Raw genomic sequence first — 25,425 nt, 5'->3', positions numbered from 1 at the left:
TGACGCCCGGCTGTCACGGCTGTCAGTTTCAGATGGCTGATGGCCAATTGCCAATATGCTGCCGTGGATCAATGTTTCGCCGCCCAATGGCCCTAGAGTCGTACGCCCTGCCGATCTTCCCGTACAACAACGAGTGCCTCCGATGAAGTGCAATTTGCCCGTTACCGGTCGCGAAGTGGATTACCCCGGCGACGCCAACATCCTGTCCACCACCGACCTGGACAGTCGCATCACCTATGCCAACGACGATTTCATCCGGGTCAGCGGGTTCTCCCGCGACGAGCTGCTGGGCAATGCCCATCACATCGTCCGCCACCCGGACATGCCGCCCCAGGCTTTCGCCCAGATGTGGCAAACCCTCAAGACTGGGCGCTCGTGGATGGGGCTGGTGAAGAACCGCTGCAAGAACGGTGACCATTATTGGGTGAGTGCCTTCGTCTCACCGATCAGCAGTGCTGGACAGGTACTGGAGTACCAGTCGGTGCGGACCAAGCCTGGCCTCGCGCAGGTCGCGGCGGCCGAGCGCTGCTATGCGCGCCTGCGCGAAGGGCGGCGCGGCTGGCTGGAGCGGGTACCGGTGCTGGGGCTGGGGACACGGTTGTCGCTGGCTGTCGCTGCCGTGCTGGCCCTGGTGATGGGCGTGGGGCAGTGGTGGGCGGGCACGCCGTTGTTTACGGCGCTGGTCGAAGCGCTGGCTGGCGCAGGTCTGAGCAGCCTGGTGATCCTGTTGCTGTTGCGCCCCTACGAGCGGTTGCGCCTGCAAGCCCAGGCGATCGCCGACAATCCGCTCAGCCAGCAGTTGTATACCGGTCGGCGTGATGGCCTTGGGCAGATCGAGTTCGCCATGCGCATGCTCAAGGCGCAGCTAGGCGCCGTGGTTGGACGCATCGGCGATACCTCGTCGCGTCTGGCCGGGCACTCCGGCTCGCTGGTCGACGCGCTGCACAGCAGCCATGCCAACAGCCTGGAACAGCAGAGCGAAGCCGATCAGGTGGCCACCGCGATCCACCAGATGAGTGCCAGCGTCGCCCAGGTGGCGAGCAGTGCGCAGATGGCCGCCATGGCCGCCGACCAGGCCGAGGACGAGACCCAGTCCGGTCACCAGCTGGTTGACCGCAACCGTTGCGCGATCCAGGACCTGGCCGGCTCGCTGGTCGAGGCCAGCGAGGTGATCCAGCAACTGGAGACGCACAGCAGCGAGATTTCCGGGGTGCTCGACGTGATCCGCGGCATCGCCGAGCAGACCAACCTGCTGGCGCTCAACGCCGCCATCGAAGCGGCGCGGGCCGGCGACCAGGGGCGTGGTTTCGCGGTGGTCGCCGATGAAGTGCGCGGCCTGGCCCAGCGCACGGCCCAGTCCACCCACGATATCCAGCGCATGATCGGCGCGTTGCAGGAAGGCGCCCGCGCGGCGGTGCAGGTGATGCAGCAGAGCAGCGCCCATGCCGGGCACAGTGTCGAGCAGGCGCAACTGGCCAGCGATGCGCTGGACAGCATCAGTGTGCGGGTCAACCAGATCAACGAGATGAGCTTGCAGATCGCCGCGGCGGTGGAGCAGCAGAGTCAGGTCAGCGAGAGCATCAACCGCAATATCAGCAGCATTCGCCAGGCCAGCGAGGCGACGGTCAGCGTTGGCCAGCGCAGCCACAGCAGTGCCAGTGACGTGGCCGATCTGGCCAAGGATCTGCGGCGGCTGGCGGATGAGTTCTGGCGGCGGTGTCAGTGACTATCGAGTTGTCCGCGTTGGCCGTATCGCGGGTTGCCTAGAAACCGATGAACGCATAGTAGACGGGGGCTTCGCCCGTCACCTGCAGGTGATGATCCTGTAGGTCGGCGGCTAGCGCCTCGTCCTGCACATGCATCACCCACGGCCCGTCGACCTCCTGCGGCGCCTGCTCCACCACCGAAGCGAACGCCGCCATGTCCGGCAGCCAGGCGGTGAATCCATTGCCCTTCAGCGCGCTGGTGGTCATCCCCAGTGCCTGACAGATCGCCACCTTGGCCGCGATATCGTCGCGGTCCGCCTGGCGCGAGGCTTCGATCAACGCGCGGAGCGCTTCATCCACCGGCAGGCTGCCGTGAATCAGCACCGGTCCCTGTTCCCAGGCTTCGGGCGGACAGTCCTTGTTCTCTGGTCGCAACGGCAGGTGCGGGTTGATCTCCGCCGGGTAGATGCGACAGACCAGCGGCCGGCTTTCATAGATGCCGCACAGGTCGTTGTCATCGAGATTGCGGCAGCGCCCAGGGTTGAACGCGGCGAAGGTCACCGAAACTCGCAATTGCCCTGCGCCGCAGTTCACCGGATGCGAACGGCGCAGCACATGGTCGCGTTGTTCGGTCGGCATGCCAGGCCCATCACTGACGAAGCCCTCGATCAACACCACCACCTGGCCACCGGACACGGCCCATTGCCGGGCTTCGGCGAGGGTCAGGGGCACATGGTGGCCAGTGCAGCATTTGCCACAGCCGGTGCAGGCGAAACGAATGCTGGCGCTCACCGCTGGCCCACCTGCCATTGCGTGACGAAGGCCTGCTGGTGCTGGCGGTCGTACAGACACAGCTCGGTGCCGTTGCGGTTCTGCATGTGTTTCTGGGGGTAGACGCCCTCGATCAGCAGCGCGCTGTAGCCGACCTGGTCATCGAACTCGGCGGGCTTGCCCAGGGCATGGGCATCCTTGAACTGGCTGGCGGCCAGGCAGGCCTTGAGCATCTGCTGGCGCTGGTCGGTCCAGGCCTGGGGGCTGGAGGCCTGCGCGGTGCTGGTGAGCACGGTGCAGGCGAGCGCGAAGAGGTGGAGACATTTCATATGCGGTACCGGCCATGAACATCCGAAGGGCGCGAATTATGCCCGAACCCTCTCCGCCGGCAAGCCAGGGAGATTGTCGCCGAATATATCAGTGTTCGGCGAACACCACCGCGCGTGCCGCCACCACCAGGCAGTCGGTCAGCTCCGGCGAGGAGAACTTGGTCAGGATCGCGTTGGCGCCCGCCGTCTTGGCCTTCTCGCCACTCATGGTGCTGTCCAGCGACGTGTGCAGCAGGATGTACAGGTGCTGGAAATCAGGGGTCTCGCGCAGGGTCCGGGTGAAGGCATAGCCGTCCATCTCGGACATCTCGATGTCCGAGACGATGATGTTGATCTCCTTGTCGGTGCCTTGCAGCTCCAGCAGTACGTTGATCGCGTCCTTGGCGCTGCGCGCGGTGTGGCACTCGATACCGAGGTTGCGCAGGGTGTGCACCGACTGCTGCAGAGCGACCTGGCTGTCGTCCACCACCAGGATGTTGGCGGCGGCCAGCAGGCTTGCGTCTTCCTCGCTGATTTCGCCCGGATGCGGTTCGTGGGGCGGCGGGGCGATGCCGTGGATGACCTTTTCGATGTCCAGCACCTGCACCAGGGTGTTGTCGACCCGGGTGACGCCGGTGATGAAGGAGCGGTTGCCCGAGCCGTAGGGCGGCGGCTTGATGTCGGTGCTCAGGCAATGAACGATGCGGCTCACCGCCTGCACATGCAGGCCCTGGCGCGAGCGGCTGATCTCGGTGACGATCAGGCAGCCGCCATCGGGGTCGGCCAGGGGCATTTCGCCAATGGCGCGGGACAGGTCGATCACCGACAGCGAGTTGCCGCGCAGGGTGGCCACGCCTTTTACATGCGGGTGCGCCTCCGGCAGCTTGGTCAGTGGCGGGCAGGGGATGATCTCGCTGACCTTGAGCAGGTTGATTGCCATCAGCTTGCCGCTGCGCAGGGTGAACAGCAGCAGGGACAGCGAATCCGCGCGGGCTTTTTGCGTGGCCATTGGGCAACCTTCGGGTAAGTTTGCAAGAGGGAGATGCCGGGTTATCGGCCCGGGCCAGCCAGGCTTTAGGTAAAAAGAAGGGGCCTTGCGGCCCCTGATAATCAGAAGTTGTAGCGTACTCCCAGGTTCACGCCCCAGGGCTGTTCAATATTGTTGCCTTTCATGTAGTCGAAGCCGGCCTGTACCTGCACGGTGTCGGTCACTTGCGCTGCGACCCCGGCGCCGAGTTCGATGCGGCTGCCGGACAGGTCGTTGTCGAACCTGTTGTCGTTGATCCTCACCGCGTTGTTGCGGGCGAACTCGTGGGCGCCGGCGACCTTCACGTAAGGCTGCACGAAGCCGCCATCACGCAGTGGGAAGGTACGGCCAACATGGGTGCCGACCTTGCCCAGCAGCGAGTCGGCACTGTTGGTGCTGGCACGCATGCCGTTGTCCAGGCTGTAGCTGGCGCCGTCCACCCACAGCATGGAGGCCTGGGCGAAGGGTTCGACGAACCAGCCATCGTCAAGCTTGATGTGCTTGCCCACCTCGACCGAGGCGCCGATGCCGTTGTTGCTGTAGTCGCCCTTGGCCTTGCGGCCATCGCTCATGCGCACGTCCGACTTGTTCTGGAAGCGGTTGGCCTTGATCAGCGCGTCGATGTACAGACCGTCCTCAGCCAGCCAGGTGGTGTAGGCACCCAGATAGAAGCTGTCGACCTTGCCGGTGGTCCCGCCAGAAAGGTCGAGGTCCGAACGGCTGTAACCGCCCATGACACCTACCAGCCACTGGCCATTGCCCGAGGGCATCGGTGCATCGGCACCAAAGGCGATGCCTTGCTGGACCTGGTCGTACGCCGCGCCGGCGCCGGCCGCGACCTTGTACTTGTTGCCGTAGCTGCGCAGCCAGCCGCCGCCTTGCTCCTGGCCATTGCGCAGCTCGCCCATGCGCCCGCGCAAGGTGGTCGATTCCCCATACCAGACGGTTGGCGCGGCGCTGAACAGGCCGGTGACCGAACGGGCGCTGGGGGTGGTGGTGTCACCCTTGCGCACCAGGAACCAGTCGTCGCCGCGCTGCTCCAGCTCATAGGCGAAGGTGCCGAAGTCCACTTGGCCGCCGATCAGGCTGAACTGCGACGTGCTGCCTTCACCGGTATGCACCACCTGATGGGCGCTGACTTCGGCGCTGGGGTCGGTACCGGTGTTTTCCACCAGCAACTGGTGGTCGCCGCTGGCCTTGCCGCTGACATCGAGGAAGTCGCCTTGCTGGTTGGCCAGGTCGGTGCCGAGCATGAAGGTGCCGTTGCCGGACAGTTCACCCAGTTGCAGGCGGTTGAAACCCGTGCTGGCGTCGCTGCCGCGCAGGTTCACGACACCGCCGGCGAGGGCCAGGCTGCCCACGCTGGAGTCGCCGGTCATGGTCCACAAGGAGCTTGCGTCGATAGCCAGCGATTGGGCGTTGGTCACGGTACCCGTCAGGCTCGATGCATTGGCCAGGGCCATGTCCAGCGTGGCGCCTTGTTCCACGATCACATCACCGGTCAATTGGCTGGCGTTCACCGCGACATCGGCCGTGGCGTTGTCCACGACTTCGAGGATCACGCCGTTGCCACCGATCAGCGTCGAGCCATTGTTGATCTCGATGTTGACTTGCTTGTCTGATGCGTGGGTGCGGATCACTTTGATGGCGCTGCCTTCGCTGCCGATGACCGACGATTGGTCGAGTACCAGGTTGGCCTCACGCTCGTTGGCGCCGGTTGCCTCGGAGAAGATCACCACGCCGTTGTTGTCTCCCCGGACTTGGCTACCTTCCCGAATGAATGCGGTTGCACCGGCCACCACCACGCCGACGCCACCGGTGATTACACCGGCGCCTGGTGCCCCGGCCAACCCTTCCACGCGAGTGTTGGCCAGGTCGAGCACAGCGCTGTCGGTCACATTGATACCGCGTGCGGTGCCCGAGACGAAGCTGTTGCTGACGCGGGCGCTGGAGGCTTGTTCAAAGCCGGAAAGGCGAATGCCGAAGGTCGACACATCGGGGCGAGAAGGATCGGCCGAGGCAATGATCGAACTGCCGTCGATGACCGCATGACTGTTGTACAGGGCGATACCCGGCCCGCCGATGGTGTTCAGGGTCGCGTCGTTCATGTTCACCTGCGCGCCGCCGGACGCTCTGATTTCTGCCGTGGCGCCCCCGGGATGAACATTGAGGGTTGCACCGGGGCGCAGGTCGAACGAGCGCAGCGGGTCGCCTGGGGAGACATTGAAGGTACTGCCTGGAGGCACGACCACTTGGTCGGACAGGGCGGGCAACGTAACTAAGGGGGCACAGGTCAGCGTCAGACCCAGCAATGCATGCTTGCGTTTCATGATCAGCTCTCACCAAGGGGAAAAAGGCGAGATTTGATCGAAAATATGCATGTGGATCTGTAGATAAATCCTTGTACATCTATAGGAAAAATCCGACTCATTCAGCCTTGTAGCAGTCATCCAGCCCTACCAGGCATAGCGAACGCCGACATTGGCCCCCCAAGGCTGTTCGATGTTCTTGCCATTGCTGTAATCGAAATCGGCATGCACCTGGAGCGCTTCGGTCATTTGCAGCGCGATACCGGCCCCAAGCTCACCCCGCCCGCCGGAAAGGTCATCGTGGAACGTCGTGCTGTTTACTTTGACGTCATTGTTGCGTGCGAACTCGCGCACCGCCGCCACTTTCACATAGGGTTGCACGAACCCGCCGGCGCGCAGCTCGAACGTGCGGCCGACATAGGTACCGACCTTGCCGAGCAGCGAGTCGGCCTTGTTGCTGCTGGCCTGCATGCCGTTGTCCAGCCCATAGTGTTCGCCGTCGACCCACAAGGCGGCTACCTGGGCATAAGGCTCGATGAACCAGCCGTCCTTCAGCTGGATATGCCGGCCAGCTTCGACCGAGCCGCCGATGCCATAGTTGTCGTAGTCACCCTTGGCCTTTTCGCCATCGTTCATGCGTACGTCCGCCTTGTTGGCGAAGCGGTTGGCCTTGAGTACCGCGTCGAGGTAGTAGCCGTCTTGGGTCAACCAGGTGCTGTAGACGCCCAGGTAGTAGCTGTCGATGCGGCCATTGCTGCCCAGTCGCATGTTCAGTTGCGAGTCGCTGTAGCCGCCCATGATGCCGATCAGCCATTGGCCATTCTGAGCGGGCAGGGGCGTGTCGATGCCGAACGAGAAACCCTGCTGAGTCTGCTGGTAGTCGACCTGGTCGGTGGCCGAGACCTGGTATTTGTTGCCGTAGGTGCGCGCCCAGACGCCCCCCTGGGTACGGCCGCCGCGCAGCTCGCCCATGCGGCTGCGCAGGGTGCTGAGTTCGCCATACCAGACCGTTGGGGCGGCGCTGAACAAGGCGATCGCGGTTTGCGTGCTGGGCGCGATGATCGGTGCTTCGGCGTTTTGCACCAGGTACCAGTCCGTGTCGCGCTGCTCCAGGCGATAGGAGAAGGTGCCGACGTCCACCAGGCCGTTTGCGTTGAGCAAGGCGAACTGCGCCGCACCACCCTCGGTGTGCACCACCCGTTGCGCGTGATCTTCCGCCACCGGCTCCACCCCGGTGTTCTGCACGGCCAGGCCGTGACGCCCCTCAGCCTGGCCTTGGATATTCACCAGGTCGCTCAGGTGCCCGGCCAGGTCGGTGCCGAGCATGAAGGTGCCGGTACCTGAAAGACTGGACGCCGTGAGGGTACGGAAGGGCCCCTGGCCTGCGCGCAGGTCGACGATTCCGTTATCGAGCGACAGTGCGCCCACGCTTGAATCGTTGGTCATGGCAAAGGTTGAGTTGCCGGCGATCGAGGTGCTGCCGGCGTTGATCACGGTGCCCGTCAAACGTGAGCCATGGGCCAGGCTCAGCGTTCCAGTGGAGGGTGCGTCATGAGTCAGATCACCGGTCATGCTGCTGTTGTCCAGTGAAAGGCTGGCGACATTGGCGACCGTGCCGGCGAGTGTGGAAGCGTTGCTCAATGTCACTTGCGTGAGGCTGGCAGCCGTGGACACCACGTTGCCGTTCACCGCGCTGGCATCGAGGCTCAGGCTGCCGAGATTGCTGAGGTTGCCGTTGAACCGCGAGCCTGCCGCCAATGTCGCTGTCGCACGGGAGCCTGTGGGCTCGTTCAGGTTGCCGTTCACGGTGCTGGCGTTCATCGACAGGCTTCTCAGGTTGTCGAGGTTGCCATTGAGCAGTGCGCTGTTGTTCATGGCGATATCGGCCAGTGCCCCTTGGGCGACCAGCACATTGCCACTCAAGGTGCTGGCATCTATCGTGATGTGCGCCTGTGCCACGGCGCCGATGGGCTCCCCGGCAAGCCCGACTTCGATCAGGGTTTGGTTGACGGCTGAAAGTGTGGAGCCGTTGCCGATGACGATTTCGGCGGCCATGGGGTCGGTGTTCAGGTTGCTGACCACGATTGCGCTGCCGCCCAGGGAGGTCAGGCTGGCGTGGTCCAGTACCAGGCGTGGGGCGGTATCATCGTCACCGTTGGCGAACAGCCCGGCGGCGCGGTTACTGCCCGTGGCGGCGCTGTTGCGCAGTATCGCCTCGCCACCCACCAGCGATATCCCCAGGCCATTTCCGGCGACGGAGCCACCGACGGCACCCGTGCCGGTGACCTGGGAGTCGATGAGTGTCGCGCTGCTGCCACCGGAGACATTGAGCCCGCGGCCCGCCGCGGAAATCTGGCTGTTGGTCACCGTCACCGTGGATCCAGGCGCCGTGGCCCCCACGCCCTTGACAACCGAAAGGCCGGTATTCGTGGCAGAAGTGAGGGTCGAGTTACTGATCGTGCCCTGGGACTCGGTCAACACCACGGCTCGCTGATTACCGCCATTGACCGTGGCACCCTCCAGCGTGACGGTGGAGCCTGGCTGGGCGGTGATGTTCAGCGTTTCGCCGCCAGGCAGCACGCTCAGCTGCGCCGCGTTCAGTATCCAGGTTTCCACGGCATCGCCCGGGCTCACGGTGGCGCTGCTACCCGGCGGCAAGTTCGCCGCAAGCGCAGGTCCGCTCAACGAAGACAGCGACAATACAAAAGTAGAGCCGTGCAGTAACGCGCTGATCCGATGTCCTTTGGGCATTGGTTGTACTTCCCTATTGGTTCTTGTCAGTGAGCGATATGGCATGGCGGAAGCAGGTACACAGACTTCCACTATACGTAGACAGGGAGCGGGCGCACCTAGCAAAAATGCTAGGTTACAGCCCTTGGGAACTGACCTAAATTAAATCTGCATTGTTCAAGGTGCATCGAATTGCAGAGGGTGTTTGGAAGTGGATTTTATTGAATTGGCGTAAGCTGATTCAGAGTTGATAGGTATCAAGTTTCCGAGGGAATATATAATGAATGCTCCAGTTAATTTCGCCTTGGCGAAAAAACGTTTTGGCGGGCGTGTGCTTGCGCTCCCGCAATTGAACGTTCCCGTGCGCGATGCCACGCGTGGCATTATTCCGGTCAAGGACTTGCAGGCGGATGTTGAAATCAAAGTTCCGAAGAGCCCGGACTTGAGGCTGGGCGACTTTATTCGCCTTTATCGAGATGGCGATTTTTTTGGTACGGAATTGGAACTGGCAGATCCAGAATTCAGTGACCCTTTGGTTACCGAGTTTACCCTCTATTATGAAGTGTCCGATTTTCCGGTGAATGGCGCAGACGAGACGGTCGCATTGGATTACGGCATCTACGATCCGATCTCCGAAGACGGCCAACCTTCGGGTCTGCCTGTTAATGTGCGTTTCGACCGTCGGCCAGCGGGCGGTGACGAGTTGCCTCCCATTGCTTTTACTGACGACCAATTGTCAGGCATCACTGAGAGCGATCTGGTCAATGATGAGCTGCCGCTGGCGATCAACCCGTACCTGCACGGGGAGGCGGAAGATATCATCGAGCTGTGGATCGGCACCGCCGAGGATGAAGCATCAGGCACATGGTTGCCCACTCGGTTCAACGTCACCAACCCAAGGCAGCCGACGCCTGCCCTGCTTACCCGTGCCGAACTGTTGGCGCTTGGTGATGGGCGGCGCTATTTCGCCTACCGGGTCACCGATTGGGCCGGCAACGTCGCCCGCATCTCAGCCCGGGTGGGGATCGACGTCTTCCTGCAACTGCCCGCGTTGCTGGCACCCTTGGTTCCAGAGGCCGATGATGGCCTGGTCACCTACAACGATGCCAACCCGGACGTCGGGGTCGAGATCCCCGATTATCCAGGTGCCGCAGTGGGGGACATCATCCGCCTGACCTGGGGCGCCACGACATTGCCACCGTACCCGCTCACCGCTGCGGACGTTGGCAATGATCCGCTGACCACACTTGCGGTGCCTTTCTCGGTCGTTCAACCAGAGGGCGATGGCACGATTGTGGTCAGCTATCGGATGGAGCGTGCGGGCCAACCGAATACGCCTTCGCCAACGACCACGGTAGAGGTCAACCTCTCCACCCCCGGCGGGCCGAATCCGGACCCCGATCCTGACTCGCCGGAACATGGCAATATCCGGGCGCCCTTGATCAGGTGCGGCTCCAGCCCGGACAACACCATCCTACCGCCGGATTATGGCTCTGATGCCGTGGCCATCATTTCCCGTCCGGGGGTCGATAACCAGCCGATCTGGCTGATCGACGATGTCATTCAGCTGCACTGGCAATCCATCTCGGACCCCGAGCTGTCCCCGGTTACGGTCACGTTGGTCAACGAACCTGCCAACATCTCGATTCCGATTCCGTTCACCGAGGTCATCGATGTGACGGGGTCCGGGGTGTTCGATGTCTGGTTCACGGTGACCCGACAGCTGCCCGCCACTCCGAATCCGGTACCGGTGACGGTAAGGTCGCCCACTCAGGCGGTGACGGTGACCGCGGCCGGTGCGCTGCCCGGCGATGGCAACCCGCTCGCACAGGGGGACTTCCCCGAAGCGAATGCCAGTAACATCATCACCCGCGCCAGAGGTATCGACGGCACCACGTTCCGTATTCCGTTGAGCGGGGTCAGCAACATCCAGATCAGCCAGAACCCGAGAGTCAGTTATGACTTTGTCGGTATTATCGCCCCCAATCAAAATCAGCCGTCGCCGCCGTTTACCACGATCGAAGATTCGCGGCTCAAAATGGATGATGTCGCGTTGACCCAGCAGCACCTGGATGCCGGCTACTTCGAAGTGGACCTGCCTTATGCCCTGACTTACTTCATCTGCCGAAATGGTGCGATTCTGGATTACTCATTGGCCAATGACATCGGTAGAACCCACGCAATCCAGCGCTATGTCTACTTCGCCATGAACCAAGGTGGCGGAGGGTGCTCATTACCGTGAAGGGTTTTGCGCGCCGTACGTTAGGCACGTTTTGAAATTACAGGCAGGCGGCACTTCGCCTGCGTCAACAGATTTCAAGTGAGAAAGAATATGAATCAGATGGTCAGAAAGTTTCCACCACCGCCGATCGCCTTCAGCGATGATCAGCGAAGCGGTATTGCCGATGATGATCTGGAGGGCGGCAAGTTGACGACTTTTGTCAACCCGTACTTCGACAGCGCAGAAGGCGACACCATCACCTTGTGGGTGGGCAGTTCCCAAAGCGAAGGTGAATACCTGCAGCCGGTATTCACGGTGGCGGATCCGGAAGCAAGGACCGAAGTGTCTTTCCCCGTGGAAGAGTTGCGTGTGGTCAACGACCGACGTGCTTACTTCGGTTACAAAGTCAATGAAGGCGAGTTGTCTTTGTTAGTGGGCATCGATGTAGCCGTCAGTTAGGCGAAGCGAGGCTGACGATGCGTTGAAGGAGGGGCCGGCCGCAGCCGCTGTGCGGCCCGGCACCCTTCTGTATCGGCAAGCGCGGCCCTAGCGCTCGCACAGGAACTCCGTGGCCCGGTCAGCGGTTTGATCGCATAGCCGAAACGGGGTTTCTCGCCTGTGCTGATATCCACCGTCGCGATCACTCCGGCTCGCTCGCGAAGCGTTTTCCCGCCTTGTTCTGCAGGCTGTTCAGCGAAATCCCCACCACCTTGGCCGCCTGGTCTGGGCAATCCTTTGCCAGGAGCGCCGCTAGCGCAGGCCCAAGCGGCGCGCCAGGCGGCTGAGGTTGGCGCGGTCCAGGCCCAGTTCGCGGGCGGCGGCGGCCCAGTTGTCCTGATGGCGCTGCAGGCAGGCATCGATCACTTGGCGCTGGTAGCCGTCCACGGCCTCGCGCAGGCCGCCTTCGAGCGATGACGGCTCAGCCAGCGGGGCAGGGAAGGGCGCAACAGCCTCGGTCGTTGCGGCGCGCAGGTCCAGGTCACGGGCTTGCAAGGTGAGGATGCGCGGCCGGTCCGAGTGCTGGCCCATGGCTTTGAGGGCCGAACGGCCGATCAGATGCTCCAGTTCGCGCACATTGCCTGGCCAGTCGTAGGCCAGCAGCGCGGCCTGGGCTTCGCTGCTCAGGCGCAGGCTGTTCAGGCCCAGGCGTGAGCGGTTCTGCTCGAGGAAGTAGCCCGCCAGCAGCAGCACATCGCGGCCACGCTCGCGCAGCGGCGGGACCTGCAGTGGGTATACACTGAGGCGGTGGTAGAAGTCGGCGCGGTAGTTGCCATTGCGCACTTCGGCGGCCAGGTCGCGGTTGGTGGCGGCTATCAGGCGCACGTCCACCCGGTGCTCGCGGTCAGAGCCCAGGCGTTGCAGCTGCCCGCTCTGCAGCACTCGCAGCAGCTTGGCCTGCACGGTCAGCGGCAGTTCGCCGACTTCATCGAGAAACAGCGTGCCGCCGTTGGCCAGCTCGAACTTGCCGCGGCGTTCACCATGGGCGCCGGTGAACGCTCCGCGCACGTGGCCGAACAGTTCGCTTTCGACCAGGGTGTCGGGTAGCGCGGCGCAGTTGAGGCTGATCAGCGGCTTGTCGGCGCGGGTGCTGGCCTGATGCAGGGCTTGGGCCACGAGCTCCTTGCCGACGCCTGTTTCGCCGGTGATCAGCACGGTCAGGTCACTGCCGCCAACCAGGCGGATTTCATCCAGAAGGCGTTTGTGGGGCGGGCTTTGGCCGATCAGTTCCTTGCCCTGGCCGCTGGCCTGGCGGTAGACCTCGGCGCGATGATGTTCGTCCTCGGCGCGCAGGGCCAGGTGCTCGATGCGCTCTGCCACGGTCACGGTGGCGGCGGCCAGGCTGGCGAAGGCCTGCAGGGCATCCAGCTCCAGGCTCTGGAATTGCCCTGGGGTAAGGGCGTCAAGGGTCAACAGTCCCCAGGGGCGTTCGTCGACGATCAGCGGGCAGCCCATGCAGTCGTGCACCTCAAGGTGGGCGTCGGGGGTATTGACCAGGCCGTCGTACGGGTCGGGCAGTTCGGAGTCGCTGGCAAAGCGGGTGGGTTCGGCGCGGCTGAGCAGAATCTGAAAGCGTGGGTGTTCGTTGAGCTTGAAGCGTCGCCCGAGGGTGTCCGGCGACAGCCCGTCGACCGCCAGCGGCACCAGCCATTCGCCGTCCAGGCGCAGTAGCGCGGCGGCATCGCAAGGCAGCAGCCCGCGCATGGCCTGGAGCAGGCGGCGGTAGCGCTCCTGGTCAGGCAGGTCGCGGGACAGGTCGCTGACCAGGGGGAGCAGGGCGGTAAGTAAAGCGTTGGTGGTCATAAGGACAAAACATCGGGAGTGTCATTGCGACTATACCCCCGGCACGCAGTCAAGACGATACGAGGCGTGTGACCGAAACGGTACCAACTCCAAAAAAGTACCTAGTAAAAATGCCAGGTTACGCCGATTCCCCTTCTGGATAGATTTAGGACACGCGATTGGGGCACTGAATGATTTTTTCCCAGGCGTCAATGCCGCACGCATGGGGCGTTCGGTCGTTTCCACCTATAGAAGAACATCAACCATGAGCGCAGAAGAGAAATTCCTTGGTCAACTCAAGCTGACTGCACTGGCGGATGCCTTGAACCCGCTGGTCATTTCCGACATGGACTCACCGGGCAGCGAACGCGACGGCCTGGGCTGGAGCGAGCTTTTCGATCCCCAGCGTGTCGTGCCGATGATGGCGCGCTTGCCTGATGTGGTTCGCCAGGGCGACCATATCAGCCTGTTCTGGACAACCACCAAGCCGTCCACTCAACCCCCCGAGGCAGACCCGGTGGAAGCGGCGATTCAATTCTACGAACTGGATCAGGACACCATCGACAGGGGATGGCTGAGTTTCGCCGCGACGCGTGATCTTATGAATCTCCCAGCAGATGCTGATATCCCTTATCCGTTCTTTGGCTATTTCTACTATTCACTCTTCGATCCGAGTGCCGGTGACACCCGCTATTCGGAATATCGCGAGGTGCTGATCGACCTGCGGGTTCCTGGCGGCCTGGACCCCAGGCCGGAGACGCCGGTCAACGAGTATCTGGTAGCGCCTATTGTGTCCCCATCGCGGATCGATACCTACGATACGCCGGTCACGGTCACCCTTGATGCTTGGGACAATATGCAACCCGACGACCAAGTGACCCTGGTCTGGAACGGAGTCCGCCACGTAGGGCCCCGTCTCGTTGAGGGTGATGTCGGCAAGCGATGGGTCATCAACTTACCAGCAGATGTGATCAGGGAAGGTGGTAGCGGCGAGAACCTGCTGGTGTATTACGAGCTCCGCGACCGGGTGCAGAATTACTCGCGGCCTTCGCCTCCTGCTTATGTAACGGTCGAAGATCCGAATACGCTTGAGGCGCCAGAGGTCGAAGGCGCTGAAGACCCTCCCTACAGGTTGGACCTGGATGAGTTGAATGGACAGGATGTGACCATTTACCTCCCAGACTATGACGGCTACGTGCGGGGTGACACGGTCACCATGCACTGGATAGGGCTGACAGCCGAAGCCGATGGCAAGCAAGTGCCTTATGACTGGGCGCCGAGAGTCATCAATGTTACCCGCGACAAGATATTCGATCTGCCCTATGAGTACGCTGCCCTGGTGGTCAACGGCTCGGCCAATGTCTACTACGAGGCGCAACCCTCAGGCGGCGCGCCAAGGCCATCGAGGAGACGATCCATCTCGATTGTCGGGCGATCCCTTACATTGCTGCCACCTGTATTGGTGGAGGCCGTCGATGACGTCATCGACCTCGCCACCCTGACGGAAGAGGTGGTGCATGTACGTATCCCGTTGTATCCAGGGCAGCGTGCGCAAGATGTCGTCACGTTGTTCTGGACGGGGAACGTGGGCGAGGGCGGAGGCATGACTTGGCAAACGGACTTGGAAGTCCCGGCTGGCGGCGAGAACACCGAGCTTGTGTTCGAGGTCAGCTTGCCCTATCTGGAGCCCCTGGTGAACGGCACGCTTACCTTGAGTTACTCGGTGTTCACCCCTCAGTTCGACCTCAAGCGGGCGTCGGGTGAAGTCATCTACGATGTGGTCGACACCAATGCGGTGGAATACCCTGCGCCAATTTGCGCCGAAGTGCAGGGCAGTGGCGCCGATGCCTTCCTGCCGTCCGATACGGCCACTGCGATTGTCGAAGTGCCCAACAATGCTCCACTTCGTATCGGCGATGTGGTGACGCTGCGTTGGGCAGCAGCATCCGGCAACACGCCGCCTGCCCATGAGCAGATCAAGCCATTCGATCAATTCCCCTTCACCTTTGCCGTGGCCAATGCCGACATCCTGCCTTTTGATGGGCTGGATATGTCGGTGACGTACTCGGTCGGGCGGTAATGGCTGATCTGCGTGCAAGTACAAGATCCGGTGGAGCGCCTCGGGCAATCCCTCATGGCTTGAGGCGCTCCAGGGTCTTTATGACTGTATTTGGTCATAATGACTAATAAATGTTAGGTGTCATTTTGACTCCTAAATTTATAACTATTTGATTTATAATAAATTAAATTCTGGCACGGTTATTGGGTTAGCAAAGGCAACTATTCGAAGCCTCAGGCTCAGGAGTCGTTGCAAATGCTCAATGCCGAACAACGTGCAATCATCAAGGCCACCGTCCCCCTGCTGGAAACCGGTGGTGAAACGTTGACCACTCACTTCTACAGGATGATGCTCAGCGAGTATCCAGAGGTACGCCCGCTGTTCAACCAGGCCCACCAGGCCAGCGGCGACCAGCCACGCGCCCTGGCCAACGGCGTGCTGATGTACGCCCGTCACATCGACCAGCTGGAGCGGCTCGGCGGCCTGGTCGGGCAGATCATCAACAAGCATGTGGCCCTGCAGATTCTCCCCGAGCACTACCCGATCGTCGGCAGTTGCCTGTTGCGTGCCATCGAGGAAGTGCTGGGCAAGGACATCGCCACGCCTGAGGTGATCGCCGCCTGGGCCGCTGCCTATGGCCAGCTGGCTGATATCCTCATCGGCGCCGAAGAGAACCTGTACCAGCAGAAGGAAGAAGCCGTCGGTGGCTGGCGCGGCGCCCGCGAGTTCCGCCTGGCGCGCCGCGAGCAGGAGAGCAGCGAGATCGTCTCGTTCTATTTCGCCCCGGTCGACGGCAAGCCGGTGCTCAAGGCCGAACCGGGCCAGTACATCGGCCTGAAGCTGGACATCGATGGCCAGGAACAGCGCCGCAATTACTCGCTGTCGGCCCTGTGCGATGGCCAGCAGTACCGCATCAGCGTCAAGCGCGAAGCGGGCGGCAAGGTCTCGAACTACCTGCATGATGGCTTGATGGTCGGCGATACCTTGCAGCTGTTCCCGCCGTCCGGCGACTTCACCCTGGCCGCCAGCGACAAGCCGCTGGTGCTGATCAGTGGCGGCGTCGGTATCACCCCGACCTTGGCCATGCTCGAGGCAGCCCTTCAGAGCCAGCGTCCGGTGCACTTCATCCATTGTGCGCGTAACGGTTCGGTGCATGCGTTCCGCGGCTGGATCGATGCGCTGGCCGAGCGTCATCCGCAGCTCAAGCGCTTCTATTGCTACGCCGAGGATGACGGTTCGCGTGCTGCCCATGCGGTGGGGCTGTTGACCCAGGACCTGCTGGGAGAGTGGATGCCGGGCGAGCGTGACGTGGATGCGTACTTCCTTGGGCCCAAGGGCTTCATGGTGGCGATCAAGCGCCATCTCAAAGGCTTGGGCGTGCCGGAGCAGCAGAGCCGTTATGAGTTCTTCGGGCCCGCTGCAGCTTTGCAATGATGTACTGATCGTTCTGGCCTGATCGCCGGCTCGCTGGCAATTAGGCCAGGCCAGAACCTGAAAGTCGCCGTCGGCCTCGTTAACGCATGACGTACGCCAACTTCGATTGACGAGGCTCGATGCGTGGTAGTGCTGCTGCCTTCAAAGACGGGGCCAAGGGGGCGCGCGCAGGTTACCCCGGCTGCGCCTCCAGCACTTCAGGTGCTGGCAGTACCAGCTGGCTTTTTATCTTGAACAGTAACGGCTTGGAAATCGCGCTGGCCTTGGAGGCAGTGGCTTGCGAACGCTGCTTCTTGGTGGGCGGATTGGCAGATTGGGTGCTCATGATCGCTCCTGTTGCGGGGGGAATGTCGCGAGGAGTATGAGGCGTACGAAAAAGGGCCGAAACTGATAGAAATGCTAGGTCTTCGACTCAGCGTACATACCCTCCCTCCACGGGTCTTTTCACTGCCAAGTCCAAGGCGCCACCATCGCGGCGACGAGGTAGGCCCAGGCAACCTATATATAAGGAAAGATGAATCGCACCGGCCATCTTTCACCTTTAATCCTCCTTTAATCACTGTATCCTTCACTCCCCGGTGTCGAGGGGCTCGCCCTTGCCTGGCACCCGGGCAGCCGCTTTTTTACCGGCCAACGTTGAACCGACGTCATTGCAGCCGGTCTGAAGCCCACTCCGGATAGCCCGCGCAGTGTTGTCTCGCCGCTTCCTCGATACGCTGGCGGTCCCCCCCTGCGTGTAGACTAGCGCCAGGCAAGTGGACCACGCTGCCCCCTATCCATCGAAGGAATCGGCAATGAACGAACAAACATCGCGCCTGAATCGGGAACGGCGCTTTCTGGTGCTGCTGGGGGTGATCTGCCTCGCCCTGATCGGCGGTGCGTTGTACATGCAGGTAGTGCTGGGCGAGGCGCCTTGCCCGCTGTGTATCCTGCAACGTTATGCCCTGCTGTTTATCGCCGTATTTGCCTTCCTTGCCGCCGCGATGCCTGGGCGGCGCAGCTTGACCCTGTTCGAAGCACTGGTGGTGCTCAGCGCCATCGGTGGGATCGTTGCAGCCGGCAACCATGTGTATATACTCGCCAACCCGATGGTCAGCTGCGGCATCGACACGCTCCAGCCCATCGTCGACGACCTGCCGTTGGCCAAGGTCTGGCCGCTGGCGTTCCAGGTCGACGGCTTCTGCTCCACGCCGTACCCTCCGATCCTCGGTCTGTCCCTCGCTCAATGGGCCCTGGTGGCGTTCGTGCTGACGGCGATCCTGGTCCCTCTGGGGATCTACCGCAACCGCCGCCGTGCTTAGACCAAAGTCCCTGTTTGACCCAGGTCTGTTGCGCGGCGAGATAAGCCGGAAATCTTTCCCCGCAGTTGATCCAGATCAGTCACCAGCCCTTGCGTGGCGAGGGCTGCGGGGCTATCAAGCGGGGTGCGACAAACTGTCGCGAAGTTGATTTTTAGAGCGGCATTGTTACGCATTCTGTAAAAGACTGTTGCTCAATAAGTCATAGTCATCGTGGGGCGACCTATCTACAATCGCCCCCAATTTCCGTTCGGCACTGCTTGCGAGTCGCAGGATTGATGGGAGCCGCAGCGCTTTCCATTTGCTGACTTCGACAAGTTTCGCCCAACGGCGATACCGGGCGGACACCCCTCCGCGTTTTCCCGCACCAAATGGACTTGGTCTGAAGTACAGGCCTGTTGCCTACGAAACCATAAGCACCGCTAACCCGCTTGGCGCCAAGATCCTGCAGTCGGATCCCTGGCAGGGGCGAGTACGGGCGCGAATTGCCGCACTTGGCAGGACGAAGTGTTGGCTACCAAAACACAAATTGCATTGAAGCAAGCTGATCTAGAGGTCGTGAGATGAGTAAAAAGCGTTACCCCAGACTGTTTGGCATATTGCCCTTTTTAGGCATGCTTTTACTCAGTGGGTGCAACTGGACCCTGCTCGATCCGAAGGGCCAGGTGGGCATTGAGCAGAAGAACCTGATCCTGATCGCCACCGGCCTGATGCTGCTGGTGGTCGTGCCCGTCATCATCATGACCCTGGCGTTCGCCTGGAAGTACCGTGCTTCCAACAAGGCCGCCACCTACACCCCCGACTGGTCGCACTCGACCAAGATCGAGGCCGCGGTGTGGATCATCCCGATCCTGATCATCATCGCCCTGGGCTACTTCACCTACCACTCCACCCACAAGCTGGACCCGTACCGTCCACTGGATTCCGATGTGAAGCCGGTGCAGATCGACGTGGTCGCGCTGGACTGGAAGTGGCTGTTCATCTACCCGGAGCAGGGCATCGCCACGGTCAACAAGATCGTCTTCCCGGCTAACACTCCGGTCAACTTCCGTGTCACCTCCGACGCCGTGATGAACTCTTTCTTCATCCCGGGTCTGGGCGGCCAGATCTACGCCATGGCTGGCATGACCACCAAACTGCACCTGATCGCCAACGAGAACGGTGTGTTCGACGGTATCTCCGCCAACTACAGCGGCGCCGGCTTCACCGGTATGAAATTCAAGGCTGTCGCCACTTCGCAAGCCGACTTCGATGCTTGGGTCGCTGAAGTGAAGGCATCGCCGAAGAAACTGGACAAGGCCGAATACGAAGCCTTGGCCAAACCAAGCGAAAACAACCCGGTCGAGCTGTACAGCGAGGCTCCGGTCGACCAGTTCCAGCGCATCGTCGACAAGTACGAAGGCATGAACCGCGGTCGCCCGAACCACGAAGAAGCAGGCAGCAAAGATCTGGCCACAACCAAGGGTGTGGAATCGAGTATGCAACCAGCTGCCGGTGCAGAGGAGTAAGAGATGTTCGGTAAATTAAGCCTGGAGGCGATACCCTATCACGAGCCGATAGTCATGGTGACGCTTGCCATGATCGCGCTCGGTGGTATCGCCGTCGTTGGTGCCATCACCTATTTCCGCAAGTGGACCTACTTGTGGACCGAGTGGCTGACCACGGTCGACCACAAGAAAATCGGCGTGATGTACATCATCGTCGCTATGATCATGCTGCTGCGCGGCTTCGCCGACGCCATCATGATGCGTACCCAGCTGGCTGCCGCCACCGGTGGCTCCGAAGGCTACCTGCCGCCTGAACACTATGACCAGATCTTCACCGCCCACGGTGTGATCATGATCATCTTCATGGCGATGCCGTTCTTCACCGGCCTGATGAACCTCGCGGTTCCTCTGCAGATCGGTGCACGTGACGTTGCCTTCCCGTTCCTGAACTCCCTGAGCTTCTACCTGCTGCTGGCAGGCGTGCTGCTGGTCAACATCTCGCTGGGCGTTGGTGAATTCGCCAAGACCGGCTGGGTTGCCTATCCGCCGCTCGCGGGCATCCAGTACAGCCCTGGGGTGGGTGTCGACTACTACATCTGGGCGCTACAGCTATCCGGATTGGGTACGACGCTTACCGGCGTGAACTTCCTCGTCACCGTGATGAAGATGCGCGCCCCAGGCATGAAACTGATGGACATGCCGATCTTCACCTGGACCTGCACCTGGGCCAACGTGCTGATCGTCGCTTCCTTCCCGATCCTGACCGCCGCACTCGCCCTGCTGACCGTTGACCGTTATCTGGACTTCCACATCTTCACCAACGAGCTTGGTGGGAACCCGATGATGTACGTCAACCTGTTCTGGGCGTGGGGTCACCCTGAGGTCTACATCCTGATCCTGCCGGCCTTCGGCGTGTTCTCGGAAGTCACCTCGACCTTCGCGGGCAAGCGCCTGTTCGGTCACCACTCGATGATCTACGCATCGGGCGCGATCGCCATCCTGGGCTTCGCGGTCTGGCTGCACCACTTCTTCACCATGGGTGCCGGCGCCAGCGTCAACACCTTCTTCGGCCTGGCGACGATGCTGATCTCCATTCCGACCGGTGTGAAGCTGTTCAACTGGCTGTTCACCATCTATCAGGGCCGTCTGCGCTTCACCGCGCCGATCATGTGGACCCTGGGCTTCATGGTCACCTTCTCCATCGGTGGCATGACCGGCGTTCTGCTGGCTGTTCCAGGTGCCGACTTCGTTCTGCACAACAGCCTGTTCGTGATCGCCCACTTCCACAACGTGATCATCGGTGGCGCGGTATTCGGCTACATCGCCGGCTTCGCCTTCTGGTTCCCGAAAGCCTTCGGTTTCACCCTGAACGAGAAGTGGGGCAAGGCTGCCTTCTGGTTCTGGATCTCCGGCTTCTACGTAGCGTTCATGCCGCTGTACGCCCTGGGCTTCATGGGCATGACCCGTCGTCTGAACCACTCCGACAACCCGCTGTGGGAACCCTACCTGTACGTTGCCGTCGTCGGCGCCGTGCTGATCCTGTTCGGTATCGCCTGCCAGCTGATCCAGATCTACGTGTCGGTTCGCGACCGCAAGGACAACATGGACGTCACCGGCGACCCATGGGGCGGCCGTACCCTGGAATGGTCGACTTCGTCGCCACCGCCGTTCTACAACTTCGCCCACATGCCTGAGCATGTTGGTCTGGACGCCTGGCACGAAGCCAAGCAAGCCGGTGCCGCGTACAAGGCGCCTGCCAAGTACGAAGCGATCCACATGCCGAGCAACACCTCCACCGGTCTGTTCATGGGCCTGTTGCTGACCGTGTTCGGCTTCGCCTTCATCTGGCACATCTGGTGGCTGGTGGGCGCTAGCCTGGTTGCAACCATCGCTGTCTTCGTTCGCCACGCCGCGCGTGACGACCAGGGCTACATGGTTCCGGCCGAAGAAGTGGCGCGCATCGAAGGCGAGCGCATGAAAGCGCTGGCCCAGGCAGGTGCTCTGCCTGCTGGCGCACGTGTCGAATCGTTTGAACGGGTGTAATCAATGTCCAGTCAAGTAATCCACGGTGGCGCGCATGGTCATGACCATGCGCACGATGACCACCACCACGACTCGGGCCAGATGACCGTCCTCGGTTTCTGGCTGTACCTGATGACCGACTGCATTCTGTTTGCGTCGCTCTTCGCCACCTACGCGGTGCTGTCCGGCGGTTTCGCCGGCGGCCCGTCGGGTCATGACATCTTCCAGCTCGACTTCGTGCTGGTTGAAACCGCGTTCCTGCTGCTGTCCTCGATCACCTTCGGCTTCGCCATGCTGAAGATGTTCGACGGCAAGAAAGCCGGTGTACTCGGCTGGCTGGCCGTGACCTTCGTGTTCGGCGCCGCCTTCATCGCGATGGAGATCTACGAGTTCCATCACCTGATCGCCGAGGGCTACGGCCCGCAGCGCAGTGGCTTCCTGTCGGCGTTCTTCGCGCTGGTCGGTACCCACGGCCTGCACGTGACCGCCGGTCTGATCTGGATGGCGATCATGATGTACCAGATCAACAAGCACGGCATCACGCCGACCGCCAAGACCCGCATGAGCTGCCTGAGCCTGTTCTGGCACTTCCTGGACGTGGTCTGGATCTGCGTGTTCACCGTCGTCTACCTGCTGGGAGTTCTGTAATGGCTAGCGCACACGACACTCATCACGAGGGTAATCACGGTAGCGTGAAGTCGTACATGATCGGCTTCATCCTGTCGATCATCCTGACCGCGATCCCGTTCGGCCTGGTGATGTACCCGAGCCTGCCGAAGAACCTGACCGTCCTGATCGTGGTGGCCATGGCCGTCATCCAGGTGGTGGTGCACCTTGTGTACTTCCTGCACATGGACCGCTCGAAAGAGCAGCGTTCCAACGTGTCGACGTTCCTGTTCACCGTGCTGGTCATCGCACTGCTGGTCGGCCTGTCGCTGTGGATCATGTTCAGCATCCACTTCGAAATGATGGCCAAGTGAGGTAAGACTGCATGTCCGTTAAGCACCTTATCCAAATCACCAAACCGGGGATCATTTTCGGTAACGTGCTTTCCGTGGCAGGCGGTTTCTTCCTTGCCTCGAAGGGCCATGTGGATTTCGCCCTGTTCCTGGCGGTGGTGATCGGTACTTCCCTGGTGGTCGCGTCCGGATGCGTGTTCAACAACTGCATCGACCGCGACATCGACCAGAAGATGGAGCGCACCAAGAACCGCGTCATGGTCCAGGGCGGCATGTCGCTGCCCTTCGCGCTGATCTACGCCACCCTGCTCGGGGTGGCGGGCTTCAGCCTGCTGTATGTCCAGGCCAATCCGTTGGCGGCGTTCTGCGCACTGGTCGGCTTCATCGTCTACGTCGGTTTCTACAGCCTCTGGCTGAAGCGCAAATCGGTGCACGGCACCCTGGTCGGCAGCCTGTCCGGTGCCATGCCTCCGGTGATCGGCTACTGCGCCGTGAGCAACAGCTTCGACCTCGCTGCAGTGACCCTGCTGGTGATGTTCAGCCTGTGGCAGATGCCGCACAGCTTCGCGATCGCGATCTTCCGCTTCAAGGACTACAGCGCCGCCAACATTCCGGTTCTGCCGGTGGCGCGCGGTATCCTCGCGGCGAAGAAGCAGATCGTGCTGTACGTGCTGGCCTTCGTCCTCGCGACCCTGATGCTGACCCTCGGCGGCTACGCCGGCCTGGGTTACCTCGCCGTGGCCGCTGCCATGGGCCTGTACTGGCTGTACATGGCCTGGGGTGGCTACAAGGCCGAGGACGACAGCAAGTGGGCACGCAAGGTGTTCGGCTTCTCCATCCTCACCGTCACTGCCCTGAGCGTGATGATGTCGGTGGACAGCCAGACCGCGGCCGATGTGCTGATGACCTACGCACGCTGAGCGAAACCTGCATCACGAAACGCCCCGGCTTGCCGGGGCGTTTTTTTTGCGCGCGGAAAATTCATCGCCAGCCAGTTGACATGGCCATAGGCTTTGCAGGATTTTATCCGCCCCAGGTCAGGACGACCTGACGGCCAAGGGTTGGCCGAGACCCCTTCAGACAAAGGACTGTTCCATGACCGAATCGAGCTTCGCGCTTTCGGCGTGCGGCGCATCGTTGCGCCAACGCCATGCCGCTGCGCACATCGACACCGCGCTCGCCATCCTTCAATGCCTGTTCCGCCGCCGCAGCCTGGCCCCCGGGCAGGACCCTGCGCTGGACGAGGCCGCCCTCGCGCCGCACCTGCCCAAGGTCTTGGCCGCCCTCGAGCAAGGCCTGCCGATCGAAATGGTGCTGCCGGCCTTCCCGGGTAAATCACCCAACCGGCAGAAGACCCTCGGCCCGCTGCCGGACCTGGCCGAGCACCACGCCATCGATGAGCTGCACAGGCTCTGTGAAGAGGTCCGCGCGCTGCACGCACCGGGCGCGGTGATCCACATCTGCTCCGACGGCTATGTGTTCTCCGACCTGGTGCGTGTACCCGACGTCCATGTCGAGGCCTACACCGACGATATCCAGCGTTATGCCGACCAGCACTACCCCGGCAGCTTCACCCTGTTCGACCTCAAGGACGCCTATCCGCAACTGGGCTGCCTGGACTCCATGCGCGAGGAACTGATGATCGAGCACGGGCAGTCGCTGCGCGCGTTGCAGCAACGCTTCGAGTCCGAGGACCACATGATGCTGATGTACTGCGGCATCCACCGGTTCCTGTCGGAGGACTACGCTGGCCTGGCCGACTTTGCCGGCATGAGCATGAACGCGGTGAAGAAAGTGGCCAAGCCCGCATCGCAGCGGGTGATCCAGCGCAGCGAAGCCTGGAGCGCCTTGCTGCAGGCGCGCTACCCGCATTGCCTGCGGCTGTCGATCCACCCGCAGCTGGCCGTGTCGAGCAAGATAGGTATCCGCCTGGTGCCCACCAGCGACCTGTGGCGCACGCCCTGGCACTCGGTGGCCATCAAGCGCCGTGGCGTGGTCACCCTCGAGCGGCGCAGCAACGTCGACGAGCGCTACAGCCGCCTGGTGTTCCGCCGCGGCCGGCCCTGCCACTACGCCAGCGTGCAGTGATGCGGGGCCTTGCCGATGTGCAAGCGGTGCTGTTCGACCTGGACGGCACCCTGGTGGATACCTTGCCCGATATCGCCTGGTGCCTGAACCACGTGCTGGCGCGGCATCGGCTGCCCGGGCTGCCGGTGGACCGGGTGCGCGCCCTGGTCGGCGGCGGCGTGGCCGCGATGATCGAGCAGGTGGCGGCAGAGCAGGGTGGTGCCGATGTCGGGCGCCTGCATGCCGAATACAGCGCCTGCTATCGCCAGCATCTGGTGCGCCTGTCCAGGCCTTACGCCGGCGTCGTGCCTTTGCTCGAGGCTGTCACCGCGCGTGGTCTGCCCATGGCGGTGGTGACCAACAAGGCCCACGCCCTGGCCGTGGAGGTGGTCGAGCACCTGTTGTCGACGAGCGTATTCGGCGCAATGCTGGGCCACCAGCCAGGTCTGCGTCTAAAGCCATCGCCGGATGCCGCCCTGCAAGCCGCCGAGCGGCTGGGCGTGGCGCCCGCACGCTGCCTGTTCGTCGGCGATACGGCCATCGACCTGCTCACTGCGCAGGCCGCCGGTATGCCGGCGGTCGCCGCGGGCTGGGGCTATGGCGCACCCGCCGTTCTGCGTGCCCACAGGCCGCAGCTGTACTGCGAAACACCCCATCAGCTGCAGGCGGCCTTGTGCCCGGCGGCTGTCTCCACCCCGGCGAGCCCACCAACGGAACTGACCGGCTCGCTGTAATACCCACCAAGGA

The 25,425-nt window shown here is 62.0% G+C and carries 20 protein-coding genes; 13 read left to right on the top strand and 7 right to left on the bottom strand.

All coding sequences use genetic code 11. The annotated features are described in order from the left end of the window. Positions 1-142 precede the first annotated feature (142 nt). Positions 143-1,726, top strand: coding sequence for a PAS domain-containing methyl-accepting chemotaxis protein (locus tag N7422_RS13625; protein WP_279807026.1), 1,584 nt, complete (start codon positions 143-145; stop codon positions 1,724-1,726). A gap of 37 nt (positions 1,727-1,763) precedes the next feature. Here the strand turns inward: N7422_RS13625 and N7422_RS13620 are convergent, their stop codons facing one another. The 5 genes from N7422_RS13620 to N7422_RS13600 form a co-directional block, all read right to left on the bottom strand. Further along, the gene (locus N7422_RS13620; protein ID WP_279807025.1) at positions 1,764-2,498 is read right to left on the bottom strand and encodes a YkgJ family cysteine cluster protein; all 735 of its coding nucleotides are present in this window, start codon (positions 2,496-2,498) and stop codon (positions 1,764-1,766) included. Next, positions 2,495-2,806, bottom strand: a complete 312-nt coding sequence (locus tag N7422_RS13615) for a hypothetical protein (RefSeq protein WP_279807024.1) — start codon at positions 2,804-2,806, stop codon at positions 2,495-2,497. Before N7422_RS13615 ends, N7422_RS13620 begins: the two co-directional genes overlap by 4 nt. Before the next feature lie 88 nt (positions 2,807-2,894). Further along, on the bottom strand, positions 2,895-3,794 hold the full coding sequence (locus N7422_RS13610; protein ID WP_279807023.1) for a chemotaxis protein: 900 nt from the start codon (positions 3,792-3,794) through the stop codon (positions 2,895-2,897). Positions 3,795-3,895: 101 nt separating this feature from the next. Next, positions 3,896-6,142: an autotransporter outer membrane beta-barrel domain-containing protein gene (locus tag N7422_RS13605; protein WP_279807022.1), complete on the bottom strand. Its 2,247-nt coding sequence runs from the start codon at positions 6,140-6,142 to the stop codon at positions 3,896-3,898. A 126-nt stretch (positions 6,143-6,268) separates the two neighbouring features. Continuing rightward, positions 6,269-8,737 (bottom strand): autotransporter outer membrane beta-barrel domain-containing protein, encoded by a 2,469-nt coding sequence (locus N7422_RS13600; RefSeq protein ID WP_279807021.1) that lies wholly within the window; start codon positions 8,735-8,737, stop codon positions 6,269-6,271. A gap of 394 nt (positions 8,738-9,131) precedes the next feature. Here N7422_RS13600 and N7422_RS13595 point away from each other — a divergent pair, with 394 nt between their 5' ends. Together N7422_RS13595 and N7422_RS13590 are read left to right on the top strand one after the other, a co-directional pair. Continuing rightward, positions 9,132-11,093, top strand: a complete 1,962-nt coding sequence (locus tag N7422_RS13595) for a hypothetical protein (RefSeq protein ID WP_279807020.1) — start codon at positions 9,132-9,134, stop codon at positions 11,091-11,093. Positions 11,094-11,183: 90 nt separating this feature from the next. Further along, positions 11,184-11,531, top strand: a complete 348-nt coding sequence (locus N7422_RS13590; RefSeq protein ID WP_279807019.1) for a hypothetical protein — start codon at positions 11,184-11,186, stop codon at positions 11,529-11,531. 291 nt (positions 11,532-11,822) lie between these two features. Here N7422_RS13590 and norR read toward each other — a convergent pair whose 3' ends face one another. After that, positions 11,823-13,373 carry a nitric oxide reductase transcriptional regulator NorR gene (norR, locus tag N7422_RS13585; protein ID WP_279807018.1) on the bottom strand — a complete coding sequence of 517 codons (1,551 nt, stop codon included), beginning with the start codon at positions 13,371-13,373 and terminating at the stop codon, positions 11,823-11,825. Positions 13,374-13,617: 244 nt separating this feature from the next. Here norR and N7422_RS13580 point away from each other — a divergent pair, with 244 nt between their 5' ends. After that, a complete protein-coding gene (locus N7422_RS13580; protein ID WP_279807017.1) occupies positions 13,618-15,432 on the top strand; it encodes a hypothetical protein in 1,815 nt (604 codons plus the stop codon). Positions 15,433-15,666: 234 nt separating this feature from the next. Next, positions 15,667-16,845 carry an NO-inducible flavohemoprotein gene (gene hmpA / locus N7422_RS13575; RefSeq protein WP_279807016.1) on the top strand — a complete coding sequence of 393 codons (1,179 nt, stop codon included), beginning with the start codon at positions 15,667-15,669 and terminating at the stop codon, positions 16,843-16,845. A 172-nt stretch (positions 16,846-17,017) separates the two neighbouring features. Here the strand turns inward: hmpA and N7422_RS13570 are convergent, their stop codons facing one another. Beyond that, the gene (locus tag N7422_RS13570; protein ID WP_279807015.1) at positions 17,018-17,170 is read right to left on the bottom strand and encodes a hypothetical protein; all 153 of its coding nucleotides are present in this window, start codon (positions 17,168-17,170) and stop codon (positions 17,018-17,020) included. 469 nt (positions 17,171-17,639) lie between these two features. On the opposite strand from N7422_RS13570, the gene N7422_RS13565 reads away from it, so the two are divergent. From N7422_RS13565 to N7422_RS13530, 8 genes are all read left to right on the top strand, one after another. Next, positions 17,640-18,146: a disulfide bond formation protein B gene (locus N7422_RS13565; protein ID WP_279807014.1), complete on the top strand. Its 507-nt coding sequence runs from the start codon at positions 17,640-17,642 to the stop codon at positions 18,144-18,146. Between the two features lie 560 nt (positions 18,147-18,706). After that, entirely contained in the window at positions 18,707-19,651 is a 945-nt protein-coding gene (cyoA, locus tag N7422_RS13560) for a ubiquinol oxidase subunit II (protein ID WP_279807013.1), read from the top strand. Positions 19,652-19,654: 3 nt separating this feature from the next. Continuing rightward, positions 19,655-21,673: a cytochrome o ubiquinol oxidase subunit I gene (cyoB, locus tag N7422_RS13555; RefSeq protein ID WP_279807012.1), complete on the top strand. Its 2,019-nt coding sequence runs from the start codon at positions 19,655-19,657 to the stop codon at positions 21,671-21,673. Between the two features lie 3 nt (positions 21,674-21,676). Beyond that, positions 21,677-22,300 carry a cytochrome o ubiquinol oxidase subunit III gene (cyoC, locus tag N7422_RS13550; protein WP_279807011.1) on the top strand — a complete coding sequence of 208 codons (624 nt, stop codon included), beginning with the start codon at positions 21,677-21,679 and terminating at the stop codon, positions 22,298-22,300. Further along, positions 22,300-22,632: a cytochrome o ubiquinol oxidase subunit IV gene (gene cyoD, locus N7422_RS13545; RefSeq protein WP_279807010.1), complete on the top strand. Its 333-nt coding sequence runs from the start codon at positions 22,300-22,302 to the stop codon at positions 22,630-22,632. The genes cyoC and cyoD overlap by 1 nt, the downstream gene beginning before the upstream one ends. Before the next feature lie 11 nt (positions 22,633-22,643). Further along, a complete protein-coding gene (cyoE, locus tag N7422_RS13540; protein ID WP_279807009.1) occupies positions 22,644-23,531 on the top strand; it encodes a heme o synthase in 888 nt (295 codons plus the stop codon). Between the two features lie 175 nt (positions 23,532-23,706). After that, positions 23,707-24,699: an isocyanide synthase family protein gene (locus N7422_RS13535; protein WP_279807008.1), complete on the top strand. Its 993-nt coding sequence runs from the start codon at positions 23,707-23,709 to the stop codon at positions 24,697-24,699. Then, a complete protein-coding gene (locus tag N7422_RS13530) occupies positions 24,699-25,412 on the top strand; it encodes an HAD-IA family hydrolase (protein WP_279807007.1) in 714 nt (237 codons plus the stop codon). The genes N7422_RS13535 and N7422_RS13530 overlap by 1 nt, the downstream gene beginning before the upstream one ends. The last annotated feature ends 13 nt before the right edge of the window (positions 25,413-25,425 follow it).

It is taken from the genome of Pseudomonas sp. GD04091, from assembly GCF_029836165.1.
Lineage (GTDB): Bacteria > Pseudomonadota > Gammaproteobacteria > Pseudomonadales > Pseudomonadaceae > Aquipseudomonas.
The sequence above is the reverse complement of the archived record's forward strand: the minus strand, read 5'-3'. Positions and strand labels throughout refer to the sequence as shown.

Bases quoted from the DNA above. Each gene is read 5' to 3' on its own strand.
- N7422_RS13625 (WP_279807026.1), top strand. From the start codon at position 143: ATGAAGTGCAATTTGCCCGTTACCGGTCGCGAAGTGGATTACCCCGGC.
- N7422_RS13615 (WP_279807024.1), bottom strand. From the start codon at position 2,806: ATGAAATGTCTCCACCTCTTCGCGCTCGCCTGCACCGTGCTCACCAGC.
- N7422_RS13610 (WP_279807023.1), bottom strand. From the start codon at position 3,794: ATGGCCACGCAAAAAGCCCGCGCGGATTCGCTGTCCCTGCTGCTGTTC.
- N7422_RS13605 (WP_279807022.1), bottom strand. From the start codon at position 6,142: ATGAAACGCAAGCATGCATTGCTGGGTCTGACGCTGACCTGTGCCCCC.
- N7422_RS13595 (WP_279807020.1), top strand. From the start codon at position 9,132: ATGAATGCTCCAGTTAATTTCGCCTTGGCGAAAAAACGTTTTGGCGGG.
- N7422_RS13590 (WP_279807019.1), top strand. From the start codon at position 11,184: ATGAATCAGATGGTCAGAAAGTTTCCACCACCGCCGATCGCCTTCAGC.
- norR (WP_279807018.1), bottom strand. From the start codon at position 13,373: ATGACCACCAACGCTTTACTTACCGCCCTGCTCCCCCTGGTCAGCGAC.
- N7422_RS13580 (WP_279807017.1), top strand. From the start codon at position 13,618: ATGAGCGCAGAAGAGAAATTCCTTGGTCAACTCAAGCTGACTGCACTG.
- hmpA (WP_279807016.1), top strand. From the start codon at position 15,667: ATGCTCAATGCCGAACAACGTGCAATCATCAAGGCCACCGTCCCCCTG.
- N7422_RS13570 (WP_279807015.1), bottom strand. From the start codon at position 17,170: ATGAGCACCCAATCTGCCAATCCGCCCACCAAGAAGCAGCGTTCGCAA.
- N7422_RS13565 (WP_279807014.1), top strand. From the start codon at position 17,640: ATGAACGAACAAACATCGCGCCTGAATCGGGAACGGCGCTTTCTGGTG.
- cyoA (WP_279807013.1), top strand. From the start codon at position 18,707: ATGAGTAAAAAGCGTTACCCCAGACTGTTTGGCATATTGCCCTTTTTA.
- cyoB (WP_279807012.1), top strand. From the start codon at position 19,655: ATGTTCGGTAAATTAAGCCTGGAGGCGATACCCTATCACGAGCCGATA.
- cyoC (WP_279807011.1), top strand. From the start codon at position 21,677: ATGTCCAGTCAAGTAATCCACGGTGGCGCGCATGGTCATGACCATGCG.
- cyoD (WP_279807010.1), top strand. From the start codon at position 22,300: ATGGCTAGCGCACACGACACTCATCACGAGGGTAATCACGGTAGCGTG.
- cyoE (WP_279807009.1), top strand. From the start codon at position 22,644: ATGTCCGTTAAGCACCTTATCCAAATCACCAAACCGGGGATCATTTTC.
- N7422_RS13535 (WP_279807008.1), top strand. From the start codon at position 23,707: ATGACCGAATCGAGCTTCGCGCTTTCGGCGTGCGGCGCATCGTTGCGC.
- N7422_RS13530 (WP_279807007.1), top strand. From the start codon at position 24,699: ATGCGGGGCCTTGCCGATGTGCAAGCGGTGCTGTTCGACCTGGACGGC.